This is a genomic window from Gilliamella sp. HK2 (assembly GCF_001690265.1).
In the GTDB taxonomy this organism is placed as follows: Bacteria; Pseudomonadota; Gammaproteobacteria; order Enterobacterales; family Orbaceae; genus Gilliamella; species Gilliamella apicola_C.
In genome coordinates this window covers 14,426-37,056 of the sequence record NZ_LZGV01000074.1, presented here as the reverse complement: position 1 = coordinate 37,056, position 22,631 = coordinate 14,426, and the positions used below count along the sequence as shown (strand labels likewise).

Below are 22,631 nucleotides of genomic sequence, written 5' to 3'. Positions count from 1 at the left end.
ATAGTTACTCATCCTTTACTTTTTATATAAATAAATTTATAGGTAATAAAATGGCTACAAAGATTTCTGATGTTGTTAAACCTGGTGTTGTAACTGGTGACGATGTTCAAAAAGTTTTTCAAGTTGCACGTGAAAATAATTTTGCATTACCCGCTGTAAACTGTGTTGATACTAATACCATCAATGCAGTAATTGAAACAGCCGCTAAAGTTGGCTCACCTGTTATTGTACAGTTTTCTAATGGTGGTGCTCAGTTTATCGCCGGTAAAGGGTTAAAACTGGAAGGGCAAGAGTGCGCTGTTTTAGGAGCGATCTCTGGTGCCAAACATGTTCATCTTATGGCTGAAAAATATGGTGTGCCGGTTATTGTCCACACTGATCATTGTGCTAAAAAATTACTTCCATGGGTTGATGGATTACTTGATGCAGGTGAAACACATTTTGCTAAAACAGGTAAACCATTATTTTCATCTCATATGATAGATCTTTCAGAAGAGTCATTAAAAGATAATATTGATATTTGTTGTCAATACCTTGCTCGTATGTCAGCAATGAAAATGACTTTAGAGTTAGAATTAGGTTGTACTGGTGGTGAAGAAGATGGCGTTGATAATAGCCATATGGATAGTTCAGCACTCTATACTCAACCAGAAGATGTGGCTTATGCTTACGAACGTTTAAGTGCAATCAGCCCTCGTTTTACTATTGCCGCGTCATTTGGTAATGTACATGGTGTTTATAAGCCAGGTAATGTGAAATTAACGCCAAAAATTTTAGATAATTCACAAAAATATGTATCAGAGAAGTTTAACTTACCTGAAAAATCATTAAACTTTGTGTTCCATGGCGGATCTGGTTCTACACCAGAAGAAATTGCTGAAGCAGTGAGTTATGGTGTCATTAAAATGAATATTGATACAGATACTCAATGGGCTAACTGGGCAGGTGTGTTGAATTACTACAAAGCCAATGAAGCTTACTTACAAGGGCAATTAGGTAATCCTGAAGGTGCTGATGCGCCAAATAAAAAATACTACGACCCTCGCGTATGGTTACGTAAAGGTCAAGACTCTTTAGTTGCTCGTTTAGAGCTTGCGTTTAAAGAGCTTAACGCAGTTAACGTACTTTAAATTTATTGTTATTTCATTTAGTTGTAACTTAAAAGCAAGGTGTTTACCTTGCTTTGGTTATTTCTTTTTAAATAAATCTTGTAATTTTATCCGAGTTGTAGGATAATTTTGCCCTCATTTAACTTAGGGGAGCTGTCTATTTATTAATAGTTATTATTAATAGAGGCGTTTGCACCCGAGCACAGGAAACTAAAAATGGCAAAAAAAGTACAAGCTTACATCAAGTTGCAAGTTGCAGCTGGTGCAGCAAATCCTAGTCCGCCAGTTGGTCCAGCACTTGGTCAACATGGTGTTAATATCATGGAATTCTGTAAAGCATTTAATGCAAAAACAGAAAGCATGGAAAAAGGGTTACCAATTCCAGTTGTAATTACGGTATATTCTGACCGCTCATTTACTTTTGTAACCAAAACACCTCCAGCAGCTGTTTTATTGAAGAAAGCGGCTAAAATCAAGTCAGGTTCTGGCGAACCTAACAAGAAGAAAGTAGGTAAAGTAACGAGCGCGCAAATTCGCGAAATCGCAGAATTAAAAGCAGCTGATATGAATGGTGCTACTATTGAATCGATGATGAGTTCTATTGAAGGAACTGCACGTTCAATGGGCTTGGAAGTGGAGGGTTAATCAATGGCTAAATTATCTAAGAAAGCTAAACTTATCCGCGAAAAAGTGAACGCAACTAAACAATATGACATTAACGAAGCTATTGCCTTATTAAAAGAACTAGCTACTGCTAAATTTACAGAAAGTGTTGACGTAGCTGTAAATTTAGGTATCGATTCACGTAAATCAGACCAAAATGTTCGTGGTGCAATTGTGCTTCCACATGGCACAGGGCGTAGTGTACGCGTTGCTGTATTTACTCAAGGAGCAAATGCAGAAGCAGCGAAAGAAGCTGGTGCTGAATTAGTCGGTATGGATGATCTAGCTGATCAAATCAAAAAAGGTGAAATGGACTTTGATGTTGTTATTGCATCGCCTGACGCTATGCGTGTAGTTGGTCAATTAGGTCAAATTTTAGGACCTCGTGGTTTAATGCCAAACCCTAAAGTTGGCACTGTAACTCCTAACGTTGCTGAAGCTGTAAAAAATGCTAAGGCTGGTCAGATTCGTTACCGTAATGATAAAAATGGTATTATCCATACAACTATCGGTAAAGCTGATTTTGATGCAGATAAGCTTAAAGAAAATTTAGAAGCATTACTTGTTGCTTTAAAACGTGCAAAACCAGCATCTTCGAAAGGTGTATTTATTAAAAAAGTTAGCCTTTCTACTACAATGGGTGCAGGTGTTGCAATTGATCAAGCAACATTAAATGCAAGTGTTTAATTAATTTAATAATTAAACAAAAAGATCGGTTGGTGTCTGGCCTTAACCAGACCCCGTCCAAGACCGTAGGTGTAGTTGAGTTTTGACTACTTAATTTTCCTACGTAGACGGTGACAGAGCCTGATAAGATATAATAGAGGGATTCTGCTCATCGTGGTTGTGCTAGCTACATATTGTAGTTAGTTAAAATAAGTCTAGGCTTTGCCTAGTATAATCCAGGAGCAATACCAATGGCACTAAATCTTCAAAATAAACAAGAAATTGTTGCTGAAGTTAATGAAATCGCCAAAGGTGCGCTATCTGCAGTTGTTGCTGATTCTCGTGGCGTAACTGTAGAAAAAATGACTGCATTACGTAAATCTGCTCGCGAAGCGGGTGTTTATATGCGTGTTGTTCGTAATACGCTATTACGCCGTGTTGTTGAGGGCACTCAATACGAGTGTTTGAAAGATACGTTTGTTGGTCCAACTCTAATTGCGTTTTCAAGTGAGCACCCAGGTGCTGCAGCGCGTATTTTTAAGGCGTTTGCAAAGGAAAATGATAAATTTGAGATAAAAGCCGCAGCCTTTGAAGGTGAGTTAATTACTGCAGCGAATATTGATCGCTTAGCAACATTACCTACTTATGAAGAAGCATTAGCTCGCTTGATGTCAACCATGAAAGAAGCCGCAGCTGGCAAATTGGTTCGCACTCTTGCAGCGGTTCGCGATCAAAAAGAAGCAGCTTAATTAGCAGCTTGATTGTGAATTTTATTAATTAAAAAAATGTAAATTTAGGAAACTATATTATGTCTATCACTAAAGAACAAATTTTAGATGCAGTTGCTGAAATGTCTGTTATGGACGTTGTTGAACTTGTATCGATGATGGAAGAAAAATTTGGTGTTTCTGCAGCAGCAGCTGTAGCTGTAGCCGCAGCGGGTCCTGCTGAAGCAGCAGAAGAAAAAACTGAATTTGATGTAATCTTAAAAGATGTTGGCGCTAACAAAGTTGCTGTTATCAAAGCAGTTCGTGGTGCAACTGGTTTAGGCTTAAAAGAAGCTAAAGATCTTGTTGAATCAGCTCCAGCAACTGTTAAAGAAGCTGTTAGTAAAGCTGATGCCGATGAGCTTAAAAAGGCACTTGAAGAATCTGGTGCGGTTGTCGAACTTAAATAAGTTTATCGATAACACAGCTAATGGCTGGGGGTTTTATACCTCCAGCCTTTTTGCGCTATAATAAGTTAAAGAATTTTATTTGAAGATTATCAATAAAAGTAATAAAGAAATAGTATATTTATTAAGCCTAATCAATTGATATTTATAGATATTTTCGATGAGGTGTCAGGTGCCATCAGTTAGCGATAGTAATCCTGATGAATATTTAATCATGCTAGAATAGCAGATAAGCAAGTTGAGGAACTAATGGTTTACTCTTATACCGAGAAAAAGCGAATTCGTAAGAATTTTGGTAAGCGTCCACAAGTCTTGGATATACCGTATCTTCTTTCTATTCAACTTGATTCGTTCCAGAAATTTATTGAGCAAGATCCAGAAGGCCAATATGGCTTAGAAGCCGCATTTCGTTCAATATTTCCGATAAAAAGTTATAGCGGTAACGCTGAGTTGCAATACGTGAGCTTTAAGATGGGCGAACCTGTGTTTGATGTTAAAGAATGTCAAATTAGAGGGATCACTTACTCAGCACCGTTGCGTGTAAAATTACGTTTAGTGATTTATGATAAAGATGCGCCAGAAGGAACAGTTAAAGATATTAAAGAGCAAGACGTCTACATGGGCGAAATTCCTTTGATGACGGACAATGGTACATTTGTGATCAACGGCACCGAGCGTGTAATCGTATCGCAATTGCATCGTAGTCCTGGTGTGTTCTTTGATAGTGATAAAGGTAAAACACACTCTTCTGGTAAAGTTCTATACAATGCTCGGATTATTCCTTATCGTGGCTCTTGGCTTGATTTTGAATTTGATCCAAAAGATAATCTTTTCGCTCGTATTGACCGTCGCCGTAAGCTTCCAGCAACAATTATTTTACGTGCGTTAGGTTTTGAAACGGAAGAAATTTTAGACATTTTCTTTGAGAAAACCATTTTTGAAGTTGGTAAATCTAAGTTAAAAATGGATCTTGTTCCAGAGCGTTTACGGGGCGACACAGCACTATTTGATATTGAATCAAAAGGTAAAATTTATGTTGAAAAAGGTCGTCGTATTACTGCTCGTCACATTCGTGAGTTAGAAAAAGATAATGTTAGTAAAATTGATGTACCTGTTGAATATATCGTTAATAAAGTTCTTGCTAAAAATTATGTTGATGAAGCAACGGGCGAGGTAATTGCTTTTGCTAATACTCCAATCTCGCTAGAGTTATTACTTCAATTAACCAATGCGGGATATAAAAGAATAGAAACCTTGTTCACTAATGATTTAGATCATGGTGCATTTATTTCTGAAACATTAAATGTTGATTCAACGCGTGACCGATTAGGTGCGTTAGTTGAAATTTATCGCATGATGCGCCCAGGAGAGCCGCCAACAAAAGAAGCAGCTGAAGCATTATTTGATAATTTATTCTTTTCTGACGAGCGCTATGATTTATCTGCTGTTGGTCGTATGAAGTTTAATCGTTCTTTAGGTCGTGATGACATTGAAGGCGAAAGCGTTTTAACGAAAGATGATATCGTTGACGTGATGAAAAAATTGATTGCTATTCGAAATGGTCACGGTGAAGTTGATGATATTGACCATTTAGGCAATCGTCGTATTCGTAGCGTTGGTGAAATGGCAGAAAACCAATTCCGTATTGGTTTAGTTCGTGTTGAGCGAGCAGTGAAAGAGCGCTTATCTCTAGGTGATCTCGATTCGCTCATGCCACAAGATATGATTAATGCGAAACCAATTTCAGCTGCGATTCGTGAATTTTTTGGCTCTAGTCAGCTATCGCAGTTTATGGATCAAAATAACCCATTATCTGAAATTACGCACAAACGCCGAATATCTGCATTAGGTCCAGGTGGTTTAACTCGTGAACGAGCAGGGTTTGAAGTGCGTGACGTGCATCCAACGCATTATGGTCGTGTTTGCCCGATTGAAACACCGGAAGGTCCAAATATCGGTTTGATTAATTCATTAGCGGTTTATGCGCGGACTAATGAGTATGGTTTCTTAGAAACGCCGTATCGTCGAGTTATTGATGGCATCGTAACTGATGAAATTAATTATCTATCAGCGATTGATGAAAGTGAATTTGTGATTGCGCAGGCAAACTCAAACCTTGATGAAGATGGTCGCTTTAAAGAAGATTTAGTGACATGTCGTTTAAATGGTGAATCAGGTTTATATAGTCCTGAACAAGTTCATTATATGGACGTATCAACTCAACAAATCGTATCAGTTGGTGCCTCATTAATTCCATTCCTTGAGCATGACGATGCGAACCGTGCCTTAATGGGTGCGAACATGCAACGTCAAGCAGTACCTACGTTAAAAGCGGAAAAACCGTTTGTTGGAACTGGTATGGAACGTGCTGTAGCGGTTGACTCTGGTGTAACAGCAGTGGCTCGCCGTGGTGGTACAGTGCAATATGTAGACGCATCACGTATTGTCGTTAATGTTAACGCTGATGAGATATACGCTGGTGAAACAGGTATTGATATTTATAACTTAACTAAATATACCCGTTCTAACCAAAATACTTGTATTAATCAAATTCCATGTGTGGAATTAGGTGAGAAAGTTGAACGTGGCGATGTACTTGCCGATGGTCCATCTACTGACTTAGGTGAATTAGCATTAGGTCAAAACATGCGTGTGGCATTTATGCCATGGAATGGTTATAACTTTGAGGATTCTATTTTAGTCTCTGAAAAAGTAGTACAAGATGATCGTTTCACCTCTATTCATATTCAAGAATTATCTTGTGTCTCTCGAGATACAAAGTTAGGTGCAGAAGAAATTACTGCTGATATTCCAAATGTGGGTGAAGCTGCATTATCTAAACTTGATGAGTCAGGTATTGTTTATATTGGTGCTGAAGTCCAAGGTGGCGATATTCTGGTTGGTAAAGTAACGCCTAAAGGTGAAACACAATTAACCCCAGAAGAAAAATTACTGCGTGCCATATTCGGCGAAAAAGCATCTGATGTTAAAGATACTTCGTTGCGTGTGCCAAATGGTGTTTCAGGTACAGTTATTGATGTTCAAGTGTTTACTCGTGATGGTGTACAAAAAGATAAACGTGCACTTGAAATTGAAGAAATGCAACTTAAACAAGCAAGAAAAGACTTAACTGAAGAGCTTAAAATCTTAGAAGCTGCGCTATTTGCTCGTATTCGTGATGTGCTTATTTCTGGTGGCATCAAAGCAGATAAATTGGATGCTTTACCTCGTGAAAAATGGCTGACAATCGGTATAGCTAACGAAGATAAGCAAGCTCAATTAGAACAACTTGCTGAGCAACATGAAGAAATCAAAGCTGAATTTAATAAAAAGCTAGAAGCTAAACGCATGAAGATCACTCAAGGCGATGATTTACAGCCAGGAGTGCTTAAAATTGTTAAAGTTTACTTGGCGGTTAAACGTCAAATTCAGCCTGGTGATAAGATGGCAGGTCGTCATGGTAACAAAGGGGTTATCTCTAAAATTAATCCAATTGAAGACATGCCATATGATGACCAGGGTCGCCCAGTTGATATTGTATTAAATCCATTAGGTGTTCCATCTCGTATGAATATCGGACAAATACTAGAAACTCACTTGGGTATGGCCGCTAAAGGCATTGGTCAGAAGATCGACACTATGCTAAAAGAGCAGCAAGAATTAGCTAAATTACGTGAATTTATCCAAAAAGCGTACGATCTTGGTTTAGGCGCTGCACAAAAAGTGAATGTGGACGAATTTACGGATCAAGAAGTTATGACGCTTGCGCAAAACTTACGTAATGGTATGCCACTTGCAACACCTGTGTTTGATGGTGCTAAAGAGCAAGAAATTAAAGCACTACTTGATTTAGGCGATTTACCAACATCTGGTCAAATTACCTTATACGATGGGCGTACAGGTGAGCAGTTTGAACGTCCGGTAACTGTAGGTTACATGTATATGCTGAAATTGAATCACTTAGTTGATGACAAAATGCATGCTCGTTCTACTGGTTCATATAGTTTAGTTACTCAGCAACCATTAGGTGGTAAAGCTCAATTTGGTGGTCAACGTTTTGGTGAGATGGAAGTATGGGCACTTGAAGCATATGGTGCAGCTTATACCCTACAAGAAATGTTAACTGTCAAATCAGATGACGTAAACGGTCGTACGAAGATGTATAAAAATATTGTAGATGGCGATCATCGTATGGAGCCTGCGATCCCTGAATCATTTAATGTACTATTAAAAGAGATTCGTTCGCTAGGTATCAATATCGAGTTAGATGAAGAGTAATTTTGCTAACTTAAATGATTTCTATTTATAGGGATAACTTATTAGCAATAATAAGTTATCTAATTGGTTTAACTCCATAGGAGTCAATTGTGAAAGACTTACTAAAGTTTCTAAAAGCACAAACAAAAACAGAAGATTTTGATGCTATTAAGATAGGCCTAGCCTCTCCTGATATGATTCGCTCATGGTCTTTTGGTGAAGTTAAAAAGCCTGAAACAATCAACTACCGTACGTTCAAACCAGAACGTGATGGATTGTTTTGCGCACGTATTTTTGGACCAGTAAAAGATTATGAATGTTTATGTGGAAAATATAAACGTTTAAAACACCGTGGTGTAATTTGTGAAAAATGTGGTGTGGAAGTGACTCAAGCTAAAGTGCGCCGTGAGCGCATGGGGCATATTGAGCTTGCATCACCAACTGCGCATATTTGGTTTTTAAAATCATTACCATCCCGTATCGGTTTATTACTTGATATGCCACTACGTGATATTGAGCGTGTACTTTATTTTGAATCATTTATGGTTCTTGATGGTGGCATGACAAATCTTGACCGTGGGCAAATTTTAACGGAAGAACAATATTTAGATGCGTTAGAAGAGTTCGGTGATGAATTTGATGCGCGCATGGGTGCAGAAGCGATTCAAGAATTATTACGTAATATTGATGTGCAAGCAGAATGTGAAGCGTTACGTGATGAACTTGCTACCACTAATTCTGAAACTAAACGTAAAAAACTGACGAAACGTATTAAAATTATTGAAGCATTTATTCAATCAGAAAATAAACCTGAATGGATGATTCTAAACGTATTACCAGTGTTACCACCAGATTTGCGTCCATTGGTACCACTTGACGGTGGACGTTTTGCAACGTCAGATTTAAATGATCTTTACCGTCGAGTTATTAACCGTAATAATCGTTTAAAACGCTTATTAGATTTAGCCGCACCAGATATTATTGTACGTAACGAAAAACGGATGTTACAAGAATCAGTCGACGCATTATTAGATAATGGTCGTCGTGGTCGTGCTATTACCGGTTCAAATAAACGTCCACTGAAGTCTCTTGCTGATATGATTAAAGGTAAGCAAGGTCGTTTCCGTCAAAACTTGTTAGGTAAGCGTGTTGACTATTCTGGTCGTTCGGTTATTACTGTAGGTCCTTACTTACATTTGCATCAATGTGGCTTACCGAAAAAAATGGCACTTGAATTATTCAAACCATTTATTTACGGAAAATTAGAGCGTCGCGGTTATGCAACAACCATTAAAGCAGCGAAGAAAATGGTTGAACGTGAAGATGCAGTTGTTTGGGATATTTTAGATGAAGTTATCCGAGAACACCCAGTATTACTAAACCGTGCACCTACATTACATAGATTAGGTATTCAAGCATTTGAACCGATTCTAATTGAAGGTAAAGCGATTCAATTACATCCATTAGTCTGTGCGGCATTTAATGCGGACTTCGATGGTGACCAAATGGCGGTTCACGTTCCATTAACGTTAGAAGCACAATTAGAAGCTCGTGCGTTAATGATGTCAACTAACAATATTCTTTCGCCAGCAAGTGGTGAGCCTATTATTGTTCCTTCTCAGGACGTGGTTTTAGGTCTTTACTATATGACTCGTGATAAAGTCAATGCTAAAGGCGAAGGGATGATTTTAACAGGGCCTAAAGAAGCTGAAAAACTATATCGTTTAGGTTTAGTTGAATTGCACGCTAAAGTTAAAGTTCGTATTACTGAAAGCCAACATAATAGTGTGGGTGAGTGGGAAGATACCACTTCGGTTGTTGATACAACTGTTGGTCGTGCGATCTTATGGTTAATTATGCCAAAAGGAATGAGCTTCTCTGTTATCAATCAACCACTTGGTAAAAAAGCAATCTCTAAAATTTTAAATATCTGTTATCGCCAATTAGGCATGAAAGATACAGTTATTTTAGCTGACCAAATTATGTATACAGGGTTTGCCTACGCTGCACGTTCTGGTGTATCGGTTGGTATTGATGATATGGAAATTCCAGCGAAGAAATCACAAATCATCAATGAGGCTGAAATTGAAGTTGCTGAGATTCAAGAACAGTTCCAATCAGGTTTAGTAACGGCAGGTGAACGTTATAACAAAGTTATTGATATCTGGGCAGCAGCCAATGAACGTGTTGCTAAAGCCATGATGGATAACTTATCAACTGAAAAAGTGATTAACCGTAAAGGTGAAGAAGAAGTTCAGTCTTCTTTCAATAGTATTTATATGATGGCCGACTCTGGTGCGCGTGGTTCTGCTGCACAGATTCGTCAGCTTGCTGGTATGCGTGGTTTGATGGCAAAACCAGATGGCTCGATTATTGAAACACCAATTACAGCAAATTTCCGTGAAGGGCTAAACGTACTTCAGTACTTTATTTCGACCCATGGTGCGCGTAAAGGTCTTGCCGATACCGCATTAAAAACAGCGAACTCAGGTTATTTAACGCGCCGTTTAGTTGATGTTGCACAAGACTTAGTGGTTATCGAAGATGACTGTGGCACTTTAGAAGGTGTGGTGATGACGCCAGTTATCGAAGGTGGCGATGTTAAAGAGCCACTTCGTGAACGTGTTTTAGGTCGTGTTACTGCTGAAGATGTGTTAAAACCAGGCAGTGCAGATATCTTAATTCCGCGCAACACGTTACTTGATGAAAGTAAATGTGACTTACTTGAAGCTGAATCTGTAGATAGTGTTAAAGTCCGTTCTGTTGTTTCGTGTGATACTGACTTTGGTGTTTGTGCAAAATGCTATGGTCGTGATTTAGCCCGTGGTCACTTGGTCAATAAAGGTGAAGCAATCGGTGTTATTGCTGCACAATCAATCGGTGAACCAGGTACACAGTTAACCATGCGTACGTTCCATATCGGTGGTGCGGCATCGCGAGCAGCGGCGGAATCAAGTGTCCAAGTTAAAAACAAAGGTAGTATTAAATTAACTAATGCTAAATTTGTAACTAACCCAGACAAGAAATTGGTTATTACTTCGCGTAATGCCGAGCTAACCATTATTGATGATTTAGGTCGAATGAAAGAAACTTATAAAGTTCCTTATGGTTCGATTTTAAGCAAAGGTAATGGCGAGGCAGTTGACGCAGGTGAAACTGTTGCTAACTGGGATCCACATACAATGCCTGTTATCTCTGAGACTAAAGGGTATATTCGTTTTGTGGATATGATTGATGGTCAAACTATTACTCGTCAAACTGACGAATTAACAGGTTTATCATCTATTGCGATATTAGATGTAGCTGAACGTACTGGTGTAGGTAAAGATCTGCGCCCAGCAATTAAAATTGTTGATGCTAAAGGTGATGATATCTATTTGGCTGGTACAGAAATGCTTGCTCAATATTTCTTACCAGGTAAAGCATTAGTCCAGTTGGAAGATGGTGCTGAAATTAATATTGGTGACACACTTGCTCGTATTCCTCAAGCATCTGTTGGTACCAAAGATATTACCGGTGGTTTACCACGCGTTGCTGATTTATTTGAAGCACGTAAACCAAAAGAGTCTGCTATCTTGGCTGAAATTGATGGTATTATTTCATTTGGTAAAGAAACAAAAGGTAAACGTCGCTTAATTATCACGCCATTGGATGGTAGTGAACCATACGAAGAGATGATTCCAAAATGGCGTCAACTTAACGTGTTTGAAGGTGAACAAGTTGGGCGTGGTGATGTGATTTCGGATGGTCCTGAATCAGCGCATGATATTCTGCGTTTACGTGGTGTTAATGCGGTGACACGTTATATTGTTAACGAAGTTCAAGAAGTTTATCGTCTGCAAGGTGTAAAAATCAATGATAAACATATTGAAGTTATCGTACGACAAATGTTACGTAAGGCAACAGTTATTCATCCAGGTGGTTCTCGTCTGCTTGAAGGTGAACAGCTTGAAGTTTCTCGCTTGAAGATTATTAATCGTGAACTTGAAGCACAAGGCAAAGAGCCGATTGTTTACTTGCATGACTTGCTTGGTATTACTAAAGCATCATTGACGACTGAATCGTTTATTTCTGCTGCTTCGTTCCAAGAAACGACTCGTGTATTAACTGAAGCTGCGGTGGCTGGTAAGAATGATGAACTGCGTGGCTTAAAAGAAAACGTTATTGTTGGTCGATTAATTCCAGCAGGTACTGGTTATGCTTACCATAAAGAACGTTTACGTAAACGCGCAATGCCATCAGTCGATGAGGCTCCAACAACCATTTCAGCAGAAGAAGCAACAGCTAATTTAGCTGAATTGTTAAATTCTGCCGAAGAGAATCAATAATTTTTTGAACTCAATTTACAAATAGCACGCATGGCGTGCTATTTTTTTATATGATGTCTAATTTAGAAATGTAAAAAGGAGATAGGGATGTATATTGTAATGAACCGTTTTAAAATTAAACGAGGTAGTGAAGATGCTTTTATTGAAATATGGCGCAACCGCGATAGCCATTTGAAAGAAATGAAAGGGTTTAATCGTTTTTACTTTTTACAAGGAAAAACAGAAGAAGATTACACATTATTTTCTTCATTTGTTGAGTGGGATTCAAAAGATGATTTTGATGCTTGGGTAAACTCACCACATTTCAAGCATACACACCGCAACACAGATAATAGACCAAATAATAAAGATATTTATTTCGACTCAGCACAACTAGAATGTTTTGAAGTTATTTTATAAATCAAAAAACAGTTATAGTCGCAAGTAATAATAACGATAGAGTCTTATGATAAGCAGAAAGCTTTATGAGCAATGACAAATAAGAGTGGAATCTGTTTTTTATAGTTGTCATTATTTTCATTCTACAGGCGTTGCAAGCCAACATTCTAGCTACAGATAATGCTATTTACACAGAACGTTACACATTAAAAAGGTGTAATAATAGACTAAAAATGCTTCAGAAAAACCATTGATTTTATTGAATTTTTTATTTTTAAGCAAGTAAGGTTTCAACTTGCTTGCGTTATGAAGTTTCAGATTTACACTTTCTTCAGTGTCTAACAAACAAATCTTATTATATTTTTTTATGATCTAGTTCACAAAATTGAATATCAAGATTCGCAAATGATCCACCATATAAAATAGCAATCCCTTTTGATTATTATGTTTAACTAACTTTGTAACAAATTTCCTCTTTCTGAAGGAAAAACTCTCTATCCACATTCAAACACGTTTGTTTTACGCTTAATCCATCCAATCTAAAATAACAATAAGAGAAATGTATTAGCTATGACCCAAATCAAATTTAGAATGTTTGAAGACAATCTTGAATCAGAGCTAGTTACCCAACAAACTATTAACATTATCAACAGTTGGTTAGTGCAGCATCAAATTATACAAAATGATGTTCAAAAAGCGATGTTATTTTCACATGTAAAAGCGATGGTTGAAAGGGCTAAAACATTAGAAAAACTACCTGAAATCGATCCTGCATTGTTTGATGAACTTTCAGAAGAATCATTAGAGCTGGCACGAAAGACGGTAGCGTTATTTGATAATTTACCAATAGAAGAAGCGTATTTATTGGCAGTTCATTATGAAGTTGCTAAAGCAAATTAAACGATTACTAGACAACTAAAAAACAATAATTAATAGGAGAAATGTTATGGCAGAGGTGGTCATTGTTATCGGCGATAGAATGGGAAAAGGGCAAAAAATTGCCACGGGAATTGATTCAGTAGCAGGTTGCCGTGCAATTGTTATTCCTGGTATGGCTGCAGATATGAAATTAGGTGATGTAATGAATAAGGAAAATGCCGATTTAGGGCTTTCTTTCTGCGGTAGTGGTGGGGCAGGTGCTATTACGGCACAAAATAAATATGGTTACCCACAGCGTCATGGTATGCGTTCAATTGAAGAAGGTGAAACGGCTATCAATGAAGGGTGTAAAGTCCTTGGTTTTGGGTTTATGGATACGGAAGAATTAGGACTGCGTATTGCAAAAGCATTTCTGAAAAAATACCCACGTTCATAAGCGAAAAATGAATATGAAAAAACAAGAACAGATACTTGTGAGAGTAAAAGGCCATGGTGATTCTAAGCAACGAACATTTTCTAATGCTTTAAGTCAGGTTCAGAAAGAAGTATTGAAAAATACTAATAACATTCTGTTGCGTATAGAGCCGATTGATATTCAAGTGGTATCAGCAATAGAAAAGATAGTAATGGAACGTTTTTTATTTATTTTTTTACCAAGAAAAAAGACATTTTATGAAATCACCCTTGATGTATCTGTTAATGTAACTTTTATTGATTTAAATGATATTGAATTTACTTCTAAATAACATAACGTAAAAGGAAAGTTATGGAAATTTTAATTATTGCATTTAAGTCTATTATTATCGGTGGACTTTGTGGTTTTGGAGTTGGTGTTGGGGCTGCTCGAATGTTTCATGCGCCAACGTATCAAGGCATGGGGGCATTTCGTACATTGGGGGAGCTTAACTCATGCGAAGGCGATCCTACGGCGCACTTTTCATTTGGTTTAGGATTCTTTTTTAATGCATGGGCATCATCAGTTGCAGCAGGCTCTTTTACTCAAGATGTCGATCATAGAATCATTCCCAATTGGGGCGCTTCTTTATTGATGATAAAAAATCGTAATCTTGACGAAACCTTACACGATCCTAAAAAAATGGCTTTTGCATGTGCATTTGTTGGTATGGTTGTTGTGTTGTTTTTAAATACGACAACATCTGTCATTCCAGATTCGCTAAAAATTACCGCAACTAAAGTTCTGGTTCCTGCTGCAAACTTGCTAGTTGCAACTGTTATGCCAGTTATTTTCTGGTTAGCCGCATTAGATGCTGGGCGCCGTAGTGGTTTTTGGGGAACATTGTTTGGAGGGCTTGCGCAGTTAATTATGGGGAATGCTGTACCTGGGCTGGTATTAGGGATATTGATTGGGAAAGGTGTTGATGATAGTGGCTGGAATCGTGTGATGAAAATCATGCTGGTGTCTGTCATTATTCTATTTGTTATGAGTGGGTATTTTCGTGGTTTTGATATGAAGATGATAAATTCATTTAGAGACGGTTTATCTTATTGGTTTAAATAATACAGGGAACATGTTATGAACACACAAACAACGATCAATAAAAGTTTTTGGTATGCTGATTGGTCATTCCCTATTATCTGTGGATTATTGTCTGCTGGTATTTTTGCTGGAACGCATACTTTCTATGTATATGGTATTGGTGCCTTTAACGAAATTGCTTTCGTTGCCATGCTTAAATCAGGAATGACTACGGGGGATTATGGTGCAGTTGCGGCTTTTGGGGCTAGCTTTTTATTTGCTCGAGTTATTGAAGGCTCATTAGTGGGTATATTGGATATCGGTGGCGCATTGCAAACCGGTATTGGGCTTGGTATACCTGCATTATTGCTAGCGGGAGGTTATACATTACCTGTTGAAAATTTCTTTGTTGCATTAATAACGGGGTTGGTTTTGGGGATCCTAACGGGTTTAATCATTATTCTGATCCGTAAATTTACGGTTAATGGTGGTTCTGGTTCAACATTTGGTGCCGATGTTATGATGGGTGCGGGCAATGCTTCTGGGCGTTTTCTTGGCCCAATGATTATTTTATCTGCTATGGTCGCTTCCATCCCTATTGGTATTGGTTCTTTATTGGGAGCACTGCTTTTTTATGTATGGAAAAAACCGATCACCGGTGGGGCTATTTTAGGCGCAATGATTTTTGGCGGTGTATTCCCAATCCTATAATATTGATTACTCTCTATAATTTATTCAATTGTAGAGAAGAGTGAAAAATTATGTATGATTTAATTATCAAAAATGCCAAACAGATTGATGAGTCAGTAACCGATATTGCTATTGCTAATGGTAAGATAGTTGCGATGGCTAGTTCTATTATAGGGCAATCTAAACGTGTACTGGATCTAAAAAATAAACATTATATTAGTGCTGGGTGGATTGATTCACACACGCATTGTTTTGCGCGATCCCCCCTCTATCATGATGAGCCAGATTTGATTGGTGTAAAGGCGGGTGTCACCGCTGTTGTTGATGCTGGTAGTGTTGGCGCTATTGATGTTGATGAGTTTTATCAATTAGCTCAGCAAGCAAGTACACATGTTTACTCTTTTTTAAATATTTCTAAAATTGGTTTATTAAGACAAAGTGAGCTCGCCGATATGCAGGATATTGACGCGCCGTTATTTGATGAAGCATTAGCTAAATATCCTAATTTTATTATTGGCATCAAAGTACGAATGAGTGGTAGCGTCGTGAGTAGAAATGGCATTTTACCATTAGTTAAAGCCAAAGAAATGCAAAAAAAGAGCGGTTTGCCTCTAATGATTCATGTTGGTAATAATCCTCCTGAGCTCGATGAAATTGCCGATTTATTAACTAAAGGTGACATTATTACACATTGTTTTAATGGTAAACCCAATCAAATCTTTGATAAACAAAATCAATTGCGTGGTTCAATCAAAAGAGCAATCGAACGTGGAGTGATATTAGATATCGGCCATGGTGGTGAAAGTTTTAGTTTTTCAGTAGCAGAACGTGCTAAATGCTTGGGTATTTACCCCAATACGATTAGCTCTGATATTTACTCTAAAAACCGTCTACATGGTCCAGTTTTTAGCTTGGCTAATGTGATGACGAAGTTTATTTGTCTTGGTTATAGCCGAAAAAGAATTATTGATAGTGTGACACAAAATGCGGCTCAAATTTTGCATATTAAAAATAAAGGTGTTTTATCGGTTGGTTATGATGCAGATTTGACCATTTTTGATATTAAACGGCAAACTATTTCATTATTAGATTCTGAAGGCGAAGTTAGGCAAAGTGATGAACAGTTTGTTCCTTTAGCATCTATTGTCGCTGATACGGGAAAGCATTTGATACGCATTGAACTAACAGAGGAAGGTAGTAAAAATGAGCTCAGAATCTCCAACTAAAAAAGATATTTATAATAAATATCACTTAAAAAAGGTAATTAATGCGTCAGGAAGAATGACCATTTTAGGTGTATCAACTCCAAGATCTGAAGTGATTGATACGGTATCATGTGGGCTAAATGAATATTTTGAAATTAAGGATTTAGTAGATAAAACAGGCCAATATATTGCGCAATTGCTCAATGTTGAAAATGCCGTGGTAGTATCGTGCGCTTCCGCTGGTATTGTTCAAGCGGTTGCAGGCTTGATTACCAAAGATGATCGTGACTTATTATTTAATTTACATTCATCTGATAAATATGTTCCTCGTGAAATTATTGTCCCTAAAGGCCATAATGTTAATTTTGGTGCACCAATTGGGACAATGGTTTCTTTAGGTGGTGGGATTATGGTTGAAGCAGGCTATGCAAATGAGTGTAAACCTGAACATATCGAATCACTAATTAATCCAGATACTGTTGCGATTTTATATGTTAAATCACATCATTGTGTACAAAAAAGCATGTTGTCGGTCGCGCAAACAGCTGCTATTGCTAGAGAATATGATATCCCATTGATTGTTGATGCAGCGGCGGAAGAAGATTTACAAACTTATTATCAACAAGGGGCTGATTTAGTGATTTACAGTGGCGCTAAAGCAATTGAAGGGCCGACCAGTGGTTTAGTCATTGGGCGTCATCAAGCGGTGGAATGGTTAAAATTACAGTCACAAGGTATTGGGCGGCCAATGAAGATAGGCAAAGAAGGTATTTTAGGATTAACAAAAGCTATTGAGCTTTATGTTACCGATCCACAATCAGAAACAGGACAACAGATGGTTGCTAAGATGACCCCATTTATTGAAAGTCTAAATACACTTAAAGGTATATCGGCTAAAGTGGTTTGGGATGGAGCTGGGCGTGATATTGCACGAGCCGAAATAGCATTTGATGCAAGTGTAATAGGTAAAACCGCAGTCGAGATAATTGAACTGATGAAACAAGGTGAGATTGCAGTATATTTTAGAGAATATAAAGCCAATGAAGGCAAAGTTGATGCTGATGTGCGTAGTGTGACATCAACACAACTCGACATTATTTACCAAAAAATTAAAAATATTACTCAAGGAGCACAATAATGCAACTGACTCCAAATTATTATAATGATCGTGTTTGTTTAAATGTATTAGCGAATTCAATTGATAATGCGAAAGCGATTTATGAGGCAGCACAAACTTATGTTGTTGTTGGCATTTTATCTAAAAATTACGCCAATAATGAAGCAGCAATTGCTGATATGAAAAAGTATGTAGTAGCCATTGATAATGCTATTTCAATAGGACTTGGTGCTGGTGATCCTAATCAGTCAATGATGGTTTCTGAAATATCAGCTATACTCCAACCACAACATATTAACCAAGTGTTTACAGGGGTTGCAACCAGTCGAGCTTTGCTAGGGCAAAAAGAATCTATCATTAATGGATTAGTTTCGCCAACGGGAAAAGTTGGCTTAGTCAATATTGCAACAGGTCCGCTAAGCTCAAAATCTCCAGCTGCAATTGTTCCTGTTGAAACGGCTATTGCTTTATTAAAAGACATGGGTGGTAGCTCAATAAAATACTTTCCTATGGGTGGGCTAAAACATAAAGATGAATTTGCGTATGTAGCTAAATGTTGCGCTGAACATGATTTCTATCTTGAACCAACTGGTAGCATTGATCTAGATAATTATGAAACAGTTTTAAAAATCGCCTTAGATGCAGGTGTGAAGAAAATTATCCCACACATCTATAGTTCTATTATTGATAAAGCAACAGGCGCAACGCGCACTAATGATGTCAAACAACTTTTAGCTATCACACAAAAGCTTGTAGGATAAATAATGTCATCTAAAGTGCTATTCTCTTCTCAGCGATTAGCGTATTTATTTGATACCATAAAAAATGAAACGCTGCCACAACAAGAGTTAGCGAATCGTTTTTCGGTTTCTACTCGCACTATTCGCACTGATATTTCAGCACTTAATGGTATTTTAAGCGATTATGGAGCACAAGTTGATTATACCAAAAATATTGGATATCAACTTGTGGTAACCGATCCCATTCTTTATGCAACATTGCCTATCACTCAGGCAATTGAGCGCATCCCCCGAACAAGTAGAGAAAGAGTTTCAGCTTTATTGATTGCTTTTTTAACGCAATCTAATTCAGTAAAATTGGATGATATTGCTGGGAAATGGTTTTTAAGCCGTAGCACGTTGCAAAATGATGTTATTGAGGTTAAACAATATTTAGATAAATACAATTTATTAATCGAAAATCGTCCTTATTATGGTATGCGGTTAGTTGGTGATGAGTTATCAATTCGTACCTGTTTAACCGATATTTTATGGCAACGGCATATGGCTGAAGATTTCATTACGGTTAATAGACTACGTAAAACAGTTTTAAATGATATCGATTTAGAGTATCTTGAAAAAATTCTTCAAAATCAACTTGAACGTTTTGAGCTAAAATTAAATGCTGAAGGGCAAGGATATCTACTTTATAGCTGTGCGGTTTCAATTACTCGAATTAATCAAGGGCATGAGTTACTTGAATATGATGTAGATCAAATTAATACTACTGTTATCAGCGCAGTGACTCAAATCTCTGAAGATGTTTCCTATTTCCTAGGCAGTGTGCTTTCCGATGCGGAATTTAATTATTTATGTGCTCAGGTTATTTCTAGAACGGTTATGGAATCGCCAAATCAGGCACAAAGCTTAGCAATGGTTAAACATATATTATCTTATATTAATGATACGTATCATTATAATTTATTAGAAGATAAGAAGCTAAACCAAGATATATTAATACATATTTCATCAATGTTATCTAGGATTAAATATCAAATTCGTACAACTAACCCTTTATTACATGAAATAAAAAAGTATTATCCTTTTGCTTATGATATTACGCTGTCTGCTCTTGCTAATACCGAAAAGTATACTGGAGCAAAAATGACAGAAGATGAAATTAGCTACTTAGCGGTACATATCGGTGTAGCATTAGAGCGTAATTATAGCGCTGGGCATGAAAGATGTGCGCACATTTTACTTGTTAGCGAGCTTGGTAATGCAGCATTGCGTATGATTGAGGCAAAAATTAAAAGGGATTTTCCTCATATTAAAATAAATCGCACACTTTCTTATCGAGAGTATGAACAGCTTTCCAATATTGAAGAAGATTTTGTTGTTTCAACTGTTCGTTTAACAAAAAAAAATAAACAAATAGTTAAAATTTCACCATTTCCTACATCTTATCAGCTTGAACAATTGGGACGATTGGCAATGATAGATAGAAAGATGCCTTATATTATTGAGCGTTTTTTTAGTGAAAAATTTTTTCTAATTATTAACCAACCCATGACCCAAGAGGAACTTTTTAACAAAGTTTGCAAAAAACTTGAACAAATGGGGTATGTTGATGTTGATTTTTACCCTTCTGTTATTGAGCGAGAGGCAATTGTTTCTACGCTATTGGGTGAAAATATTGCTATTCCTCACTCTGTTGGGTTGCTGGCTAAAAAGACGATAGTAACTACCATATTGGCTCCACAGGGGATCGTGTGGGATAAAAATCAAGTTGCCTATGTTATTTTTTTATTGGCAATTAGTAAAAATGAATATGAAGATGCAATGCGTATTTATAATTTATTTGTTAACTTTGTCAAAGAAAAATCCACTAAGCGTTTATTAGATAGCAAAACATTTAATGATTTTCGTGCAATTGTCAAAGATAGCTTTGGTCGATTGTCATAATATAATGTCTGATTAGTTTATTTATTGTTTTTGTCTTAAATCGTGTTTTTAGCAAAAATTTTCTAAAAATAAAAAAATATTCAGAATAAATATTAAGGTAATAATCAATAGCTAAAACAAATTATCTTGCTTATGCCCATTGACGAAACCATGATTTAAAGGTAATATGCGCGCCTTATGGCATTGTGTAGTTTTTAGCTACGCTAAATAAATTTTTAAGGTAGTATGCATATCTTATGCAAAATAGATTACCATTAACTATTGACCCGATTAAAGCAGCACAAAAACGACTTGATTATACTGGATATTATCCACTTCAAGCGATAAAGAGGGTTGAAAATCCAAAAAGTGATATCGCCTGTAGTTTATCTTTCCATTATGATGAACAAAAGCTTTGTGTTATCGCTATTGATGCAAAAATGACGTTAGAACAAACTTGTCAACGTTGTTTTGAACCTTTTGTCACTGAAGTTCATGTGATGAATAAATTTAGTCCTGTTAAGAGCGATGCTCAAGCAGAGGCACTACCGGAACATTATGAGCCCGTTCTGATGAACGAGTTTGGCGAAGTAGATATATTAACGTTACTTGAGGACGAAATTATTCTCTCGCTACCGATTGCGCCGGTACATGATAGTAAACACTGCGAAGTGTCAGAGGCAGATATGGTATTTGGTGAAATTCCAACTGAGAATGAAAAAACAAATCCATTTGCAATTTTAGTTAGTTTAAAGAATAAGGGGTAAATCCATGGCTGTTCAACAGAATCGTAAAACTCGTGCAAAACGTGGTATGCGTCGTTCTCATGATGCATTAACTGTTGCTAATATCTCAGTTGATGAATCAGGTAAAACACATTTACGTCATCACGTAACCGCTGATGGTTATTATCGTGGTCGTAAAGTGATTTCTAAATAATTACTAAGTAATTATTTAGAAATTCTCAGGTGACATTTTGGATAATCTAACCATTGCGTTAGATGCTATGAGCGGGGACTTCGGTCCTCGTGTTGTTGTTCCTGCTGCAATACACGCACTGAATTGTTATCCAAATCTATCTATCTTTCTGGTGGGATGCCCAACAGAAATCAATCTTTTTTTACCTAAAGAAAAAGCAAAATTAATTACTCAATATCAACAAGAAGGTCGGTTAATATTAACGGAGTCGACTACAGTTATTGCCAATGATATGAGGCCTTCTTATGCAATTCGTCATAGTCAAGGATCCTCTATGAGAATGGCGCTTGAACTAGTTAAAGAGAATAAAGCTCAAGCATGTGTAAGTGCGGGTAATACTGGCGCGTTAATGGGCTTGTCAAAACTATTATTACGTTCATTAACTGGTATAGATCGCCCAGCACTTGTTGCCACAGTTCCTGCATTAAATAATCAAAATACCGTAGTATTGGATTTAGGCGCTAATGCAGAGTGCGATAGCAATATGTTAGTGCAGTTTGCGATAATGGGCGAAATTTTAGCTAAAACAGTACTTAAGATTGACCATCCCCGTGTCGCGTTACTTAATATTGGTGAAGAAGATAGTAAAGGTTTGGATAAGATTCGTTTAGCGTCTTCTATTTTAAAATCAAATAACCAAATGAATTATATTGGCTATTTAGAAGGTAACGAACTTTTAACAGGTAAAACAGATGTACTTGTTTGTGATGGTTTTGTGGGTAATGTAACGTTAAAAACAGTCGAAGGTTTAATAAAAATTTTTATGTCTTCGTTTAAATTATCCCTATCTCATCATTCATTATTAATGAAATTATTAAGTAAATGGCTACAAAGAAAGATCGCGAAAAATTTTGGTTATTTAGATCCTGGAAGATATAATGGAGCTTGCTTGCTTGGACTTCGAAGTATTGTGATTAAAAGTCACGGTAGTGCCAATCAAAAAACATTTTATGCAGCAATAGAACAAGCTATTTTGGCTATACAAACAAATATACCAGAGAAGATTGCAATGAGTCTTTCTTCCGCACTACCCAAGAGCGAATAATT

The 22,631-nt window shown here is 37.1% G+C and carries 20 protein-coding genes; all 20 read left to right on the top strand.

The window, feature by feature from the left end; genetic code table 11:
- The first annotated feature begins 50 nt into the window (after positions 1-50).
- The 20 genes from fbaA to plsX all read left to right on the top strand — a co-directional run bounded on the left by fbaA (position 51) and on the right by plsX (position 22,629).
- Entirely contained in the window at positions 51-1,130 is a 1,080-nt protein-coding gene (gene fbaA / locus A9G45_RS07040) for a class II fructose-bisphosphate aldolase (RefSeq protein WP_065567422.1), read from the top strand.
- Between the two features lie 195 nt (positions 1,131-1,325).
- A complete protein-coding gene (rplK, locus tag A9G45_RS07035) occupies positions 1,326-1,754 on the top strand; it encodes a 50S ribosomal protein L11 (RefSeq protein ID WP_065567423.1) in 429 nt (142 codons plus the stop codon).
- Between the two features lie 3 nt (positions 1,755-1,757).
- Entirely contained in the window at positions 1,758-2,459 is a 702-nt protein-coding gene (gene rplA / locus A9G45_RS07030; RefSeq protein ID WP_065567424.1) for a 50S ribosomal protein L1, read from the top strand.
- 230 nt (positions 2,460-2,689) lie between these two features.
- Positions 2,690-3,187, top strand: a complete 498-nt coding sequence (gene rplJ / locus A9G45_RS07025; protein WP_065567425.1) for a 50S ribosomal protein L10 — start codon at positions 2,690-2,692, stop codon at positions 3,185-3,187.
- 59 nt (positions 3,188-3,246) lie between these two features.
- Positions 3,247-3,615: a 50S ribosomal protein L7/L12 gene (gene rplL / locus A9G45_RS07020; protein ID WP_065567426.1), complete on the top strand. Its 369-nt coding sequence runs from the start codon at positions 3,247-3,249 to the stop codon at positions 3,613-3,615.
- A 246-nt stretch (positions 3,616-3,861) separates the two neighbouring features.
- Positions 3,862-7,890 carry a DNA-directed RNA polymerase subunit beta gene (gene rpoB / locus A9G45_RS07015; RefSeq protein ID WP_065567427.1) on the top strand — a complete coding sequence of 1,343 codons (4,029 nt, stop codon included), beginning with the start codon at positions 3,862-3,864 and terminating at the stop codon, positions 7,888-7,890.
- Positions 7,891-7,979: 89 nt separating this feature from the next.
- Positions 7,980-12,197 (top strand): DNA-directed RNA polymerase subunit beta', encoded by a 4,218-nt coding sequence (gene rpoC, locus A9G45_RS07010; protein ID WP_065567428.1) that lies wholly within the window; start codon positions 7,980-7,982, stop codon positions 12,195-12,197.
- 87 nt (positions 12,198-12,284) lie between these two features.
- Positions 12,285-12,596 (top strand): antibiotic biosynthesis monooxygenase family protein, encoded by a 312-nt coding sequence (locus tag A9G45_RS07005; RefSeq protein ID WP_065567429.1) that lies wholly within the window; start codon positions 12,285-12,287, stop codon positions 12,594-12,596.
- A 549-nt stretch (positions 12,597-13,145) separates the two neighbouring features.
- Positions 13,146-13,475 (top strand): hypothetical protein, encoded by a 330-nt coding sequence (locus A9G45_RS07000; protein WP_065567430.1) that lies wholly within the window; start codon positions 13,146-13,148, stop codon positions 13,473-13,475.
- 46 nt (positions 13,476-13,521) lie between these two features.
- Positions 13,522-13,890: an SFCGS family glycine-rich protein gene (locus A9G45_RS06995; RefSeq protein ID WP_065567431.1), complete on the top strand. Its 369-nt coding sequence runs from the start codon at positions 13,522-13,524 to the stop codon at positions 13,888-13,890.
- Positions 13,891-13,903: 13 nt separating this feature from the next.
- Positions 13,904-14,200 carry a DUF4312 family protein gene (locus A9G45_RS06990; protein WP_065567460.1) on the top strand — a complete coding sequence of 99 codons (297 nt, stop codon included), beginning with the start codon at positions 13,904-13,906 and terminating at the stop codon, positions 14,198-14,200.
- Positions 14,201-14,220: 20 nt separating this feature from the next.
- Positions 14,221-14,973 (top strand): DUF4311 domain-containing protein, encoded by a 753-nt coding sequence (locus A9G45_RS06985; protein WP_065567432.1) that lies wholly within the window; start codon positions 14,221-14,223, stop codon positions 14,971-14,973.
- Positions 14,974-14,988: 15 nt separating this feature from the next.
- Positions 14,989-15,642: a DUF4310 family protein gene (locus A9G45_RS06980; RefSeq protein WP_065567433.1), complete on the top strand. Its 654-nt coding sequence runs from the start codon at positions 14,989-14,991 to the stop codon at positions 15,640-15,642.
- Between the two features lie 50 nt (positions 15,643-15,692).
- Positions 15,693-16,847 carry an amidohydrolase/deacetylase family metallohydrolase gene (locus A9G45_RS06975; protein ID WP_065567434.1) on the top strand — a complete coding sequence of 385 codons (1,155 nt, stop codon included), beginning with the start codon at positions 15,693-15,695 and terminating at the stop codon, positions 16,845-16,847.
- Positions 16,825-17,964: a DgaE family pyridoxal phosphate-dependent ammonia lyase gene (locus tag A9G45_RS06970; protein ID WP_065567435.1), complete on the top strand. Its 1,140-nt coding sequence runs from the start codon at positions 16,825-16,827 to the stop codon at positions 17,962-17,964. The genes A9G45_RS06975 and A9G45_RS06970 overlap by 23 nt, the downstream gene beginning before the upstream one ends.
- The gene (dagF, locus tag A9G45_RS06965) at positions 17,964-18,704 is read left to right on the top strand and encodes a 2-dehydro-3-deoxy-phosphogluconate aldolase (RefSeq protein ID WP_065567436.1); all 741 of its coding nucleotides are present in this window, start codon (positions 17,964-17,966) and stop codon (positions 18,702-18,704) included. Before A9G45_RS06970 ends, dagF begins: the two co-directional genes overlap by 1 nt.
- A gap of 3 nt (positions 18,705-18,707) precedes the next feature.
- On the top strand, positions 18,708-20,627 hold the full coding sequence (locus A9G45_RS06960; RefSeq protein ID WP_065567437.1) for a BglG family transcription antiterminator: 1,920 nt from the start codon (positions 18,708-18,710) through the stop codon (positions 20,625-20,627).
- 236 nt (positions 20,628-20,863) lie between these two features.
- A complete protein-coding gene (gene yceD / locus A9G45_RS06955) occupies positions 20,864-21,373 on the top strand; it encodes a 23S rRNA accumulation protein YceD (RefSeq protein WP_065567438.1) in 510 nt (169 codons plus the stop codon).
- Positions 21,374-21,377: 4 nt separating this feature from the next.
- A complete protein-coding gene (rpmF, locus tag A9G45_RS06950; protein WP_025316508.1) occupies positions 21,378-21,545 on the top strand; it encodes a 50S ribosomal protein L32 in 168 nt (55 codons plus the stop codon).
- A gap of 37 nt (positions 21,546-21,582) precedes the next feature.
- A complete protein-coding gene (gene plsX / locus A9G45_RS06945) occupies positions 21,583-22,629 on the top strand; it encodes a phosphate acyltransferase PlsX (protein WP_065567439.1) in 1,047 nt (348 codons plus the stop codon).
- Positions 22,630-22,631: the final 2 nt, after the last annotated feature.

Excerpts from the sequence above, each read along its gene's own strand:
- rpmF (WP_025316508.1), top strand. The coding sequence starts at position 21,378 with ATGGCTGTTCAACAGAATCGTAAAACTCGTGCAAAACGTGGTATGCGT.
- rplA (WP_065567424.1), top strand. The coding sequence starts at position 1,758 with ATGGCTAAATTATCTAAGAAAGCTAAACTTATCCGCGAAAAAGTGAAC.
- fbaA (WP_065567422.1), top strand. The coding sequence starts at position 51 with ATGGCTACAAAGATTTCTGATGTTGTTAAACCTGGTGTTGTAACTGGT.
- rpoB (WP_065567427.1), top strand. The coding sequence starts at position 3,862 with ATGGTTTACTCTTATACCGAGAAAAAGCGAATTCGTAAGAATTTTGGT.
- rplL (WP_065567426.1), top strand. The coding sequence starts at position 3,247 with ATGTCTATCACTAAAGAACAAATTTTAGATGCAGTTGCTGAAATGTCT.
- A9G45_RS06990 (WP_065567460.1), top strand. The coding sequence starts at position 13,904 with ATGAAAAAACAAGAACAGATACTTGTGAGAGTAAAAGGCCATGGTGAT.
- yceD (WP_065567438.1), top strand. The coding sequence starts at position 20,864 with ATGCAAAATAGATTACCATTAACTATTGACCCGATTAAAGCAGCACAA.
- A9G45_RS07000 (WP_065567430.1), top strand. The coding sequence starts at position 13,146 with ATGACCCAAATCAAATTTAGAATGTTTGAAGACAATCTTGAATCAGAG.
- rplJ (WP_065567425.1), top strand. The coding sequence starts at position 2,690 with ATGGCACTAAATCTTCAAAATAAACAAGAAATTGTTGCTGAAGTTAAT.
- A9G45_RS06980 (WP_065567433.1), top strand. The coding sequence starts at position 14,989 with ATGAACACACAAACAACGATCAATAAAAGTTTTTGGTATGCTGATTGG.
- A9G45_RS06970 (WP_065567435.1), top strand. The coding sequence starts at position 16,825 with ATGAGCTCAGAATCTCCAACTAAAAAAGATATTTATAATAAATATCAC.
- A9G45_RS06995 (WP_065567431.1), top strand. The coding sequence starts at position 13,522 with ATGGCAGAGGTGGTCATTGTTATCGGCGATAGAATGGGAAAAGGGCAA.
- A9G45_RS06985 (WP_065567432.1), top strand. The coding sequence starts at position 14,221 with ATGGAAATTTTAATTATTGCATTTAAGTCTATTATTATCGGTGGACTT.
- rplK (WP_065567423.1), top strand. The coding sequence starts at position 1,326 with ATGGCAAAAAAAGTACAAGCTTACATCAAGTTGCAAGTTGCAGCTGGT.
- dagF (WP_065567436.1), top strand. The coding sequence starts at position 17,964 with ATGCAACTGACTCCAAATTATTATAATGATCGTGTTTGTTTAAATGTA.
- A9G45_RS07005 (WP_065567429.1), top strand. The coding sequence starts at position 12,285 with ATGTATATTGTAATGAACCGTTTTAAAATTAAACGAGGTAGTGAAGAT.
- A9G45_RS06960 (WP_065567437.1), top strand. The coding sequence starts at position 18,708 with ATGTCATCTAAAGTGCTATTCTCTTCTCAGCGATTAGCGTATTTATTT.
- A9G45_RS06975 (WP_065567434.1), top strand. The coding sequence starts at position 15,693 with ATGTATGATTTAATTATCAAAAATGCCAAACAGATTGATGAGTCAGTA.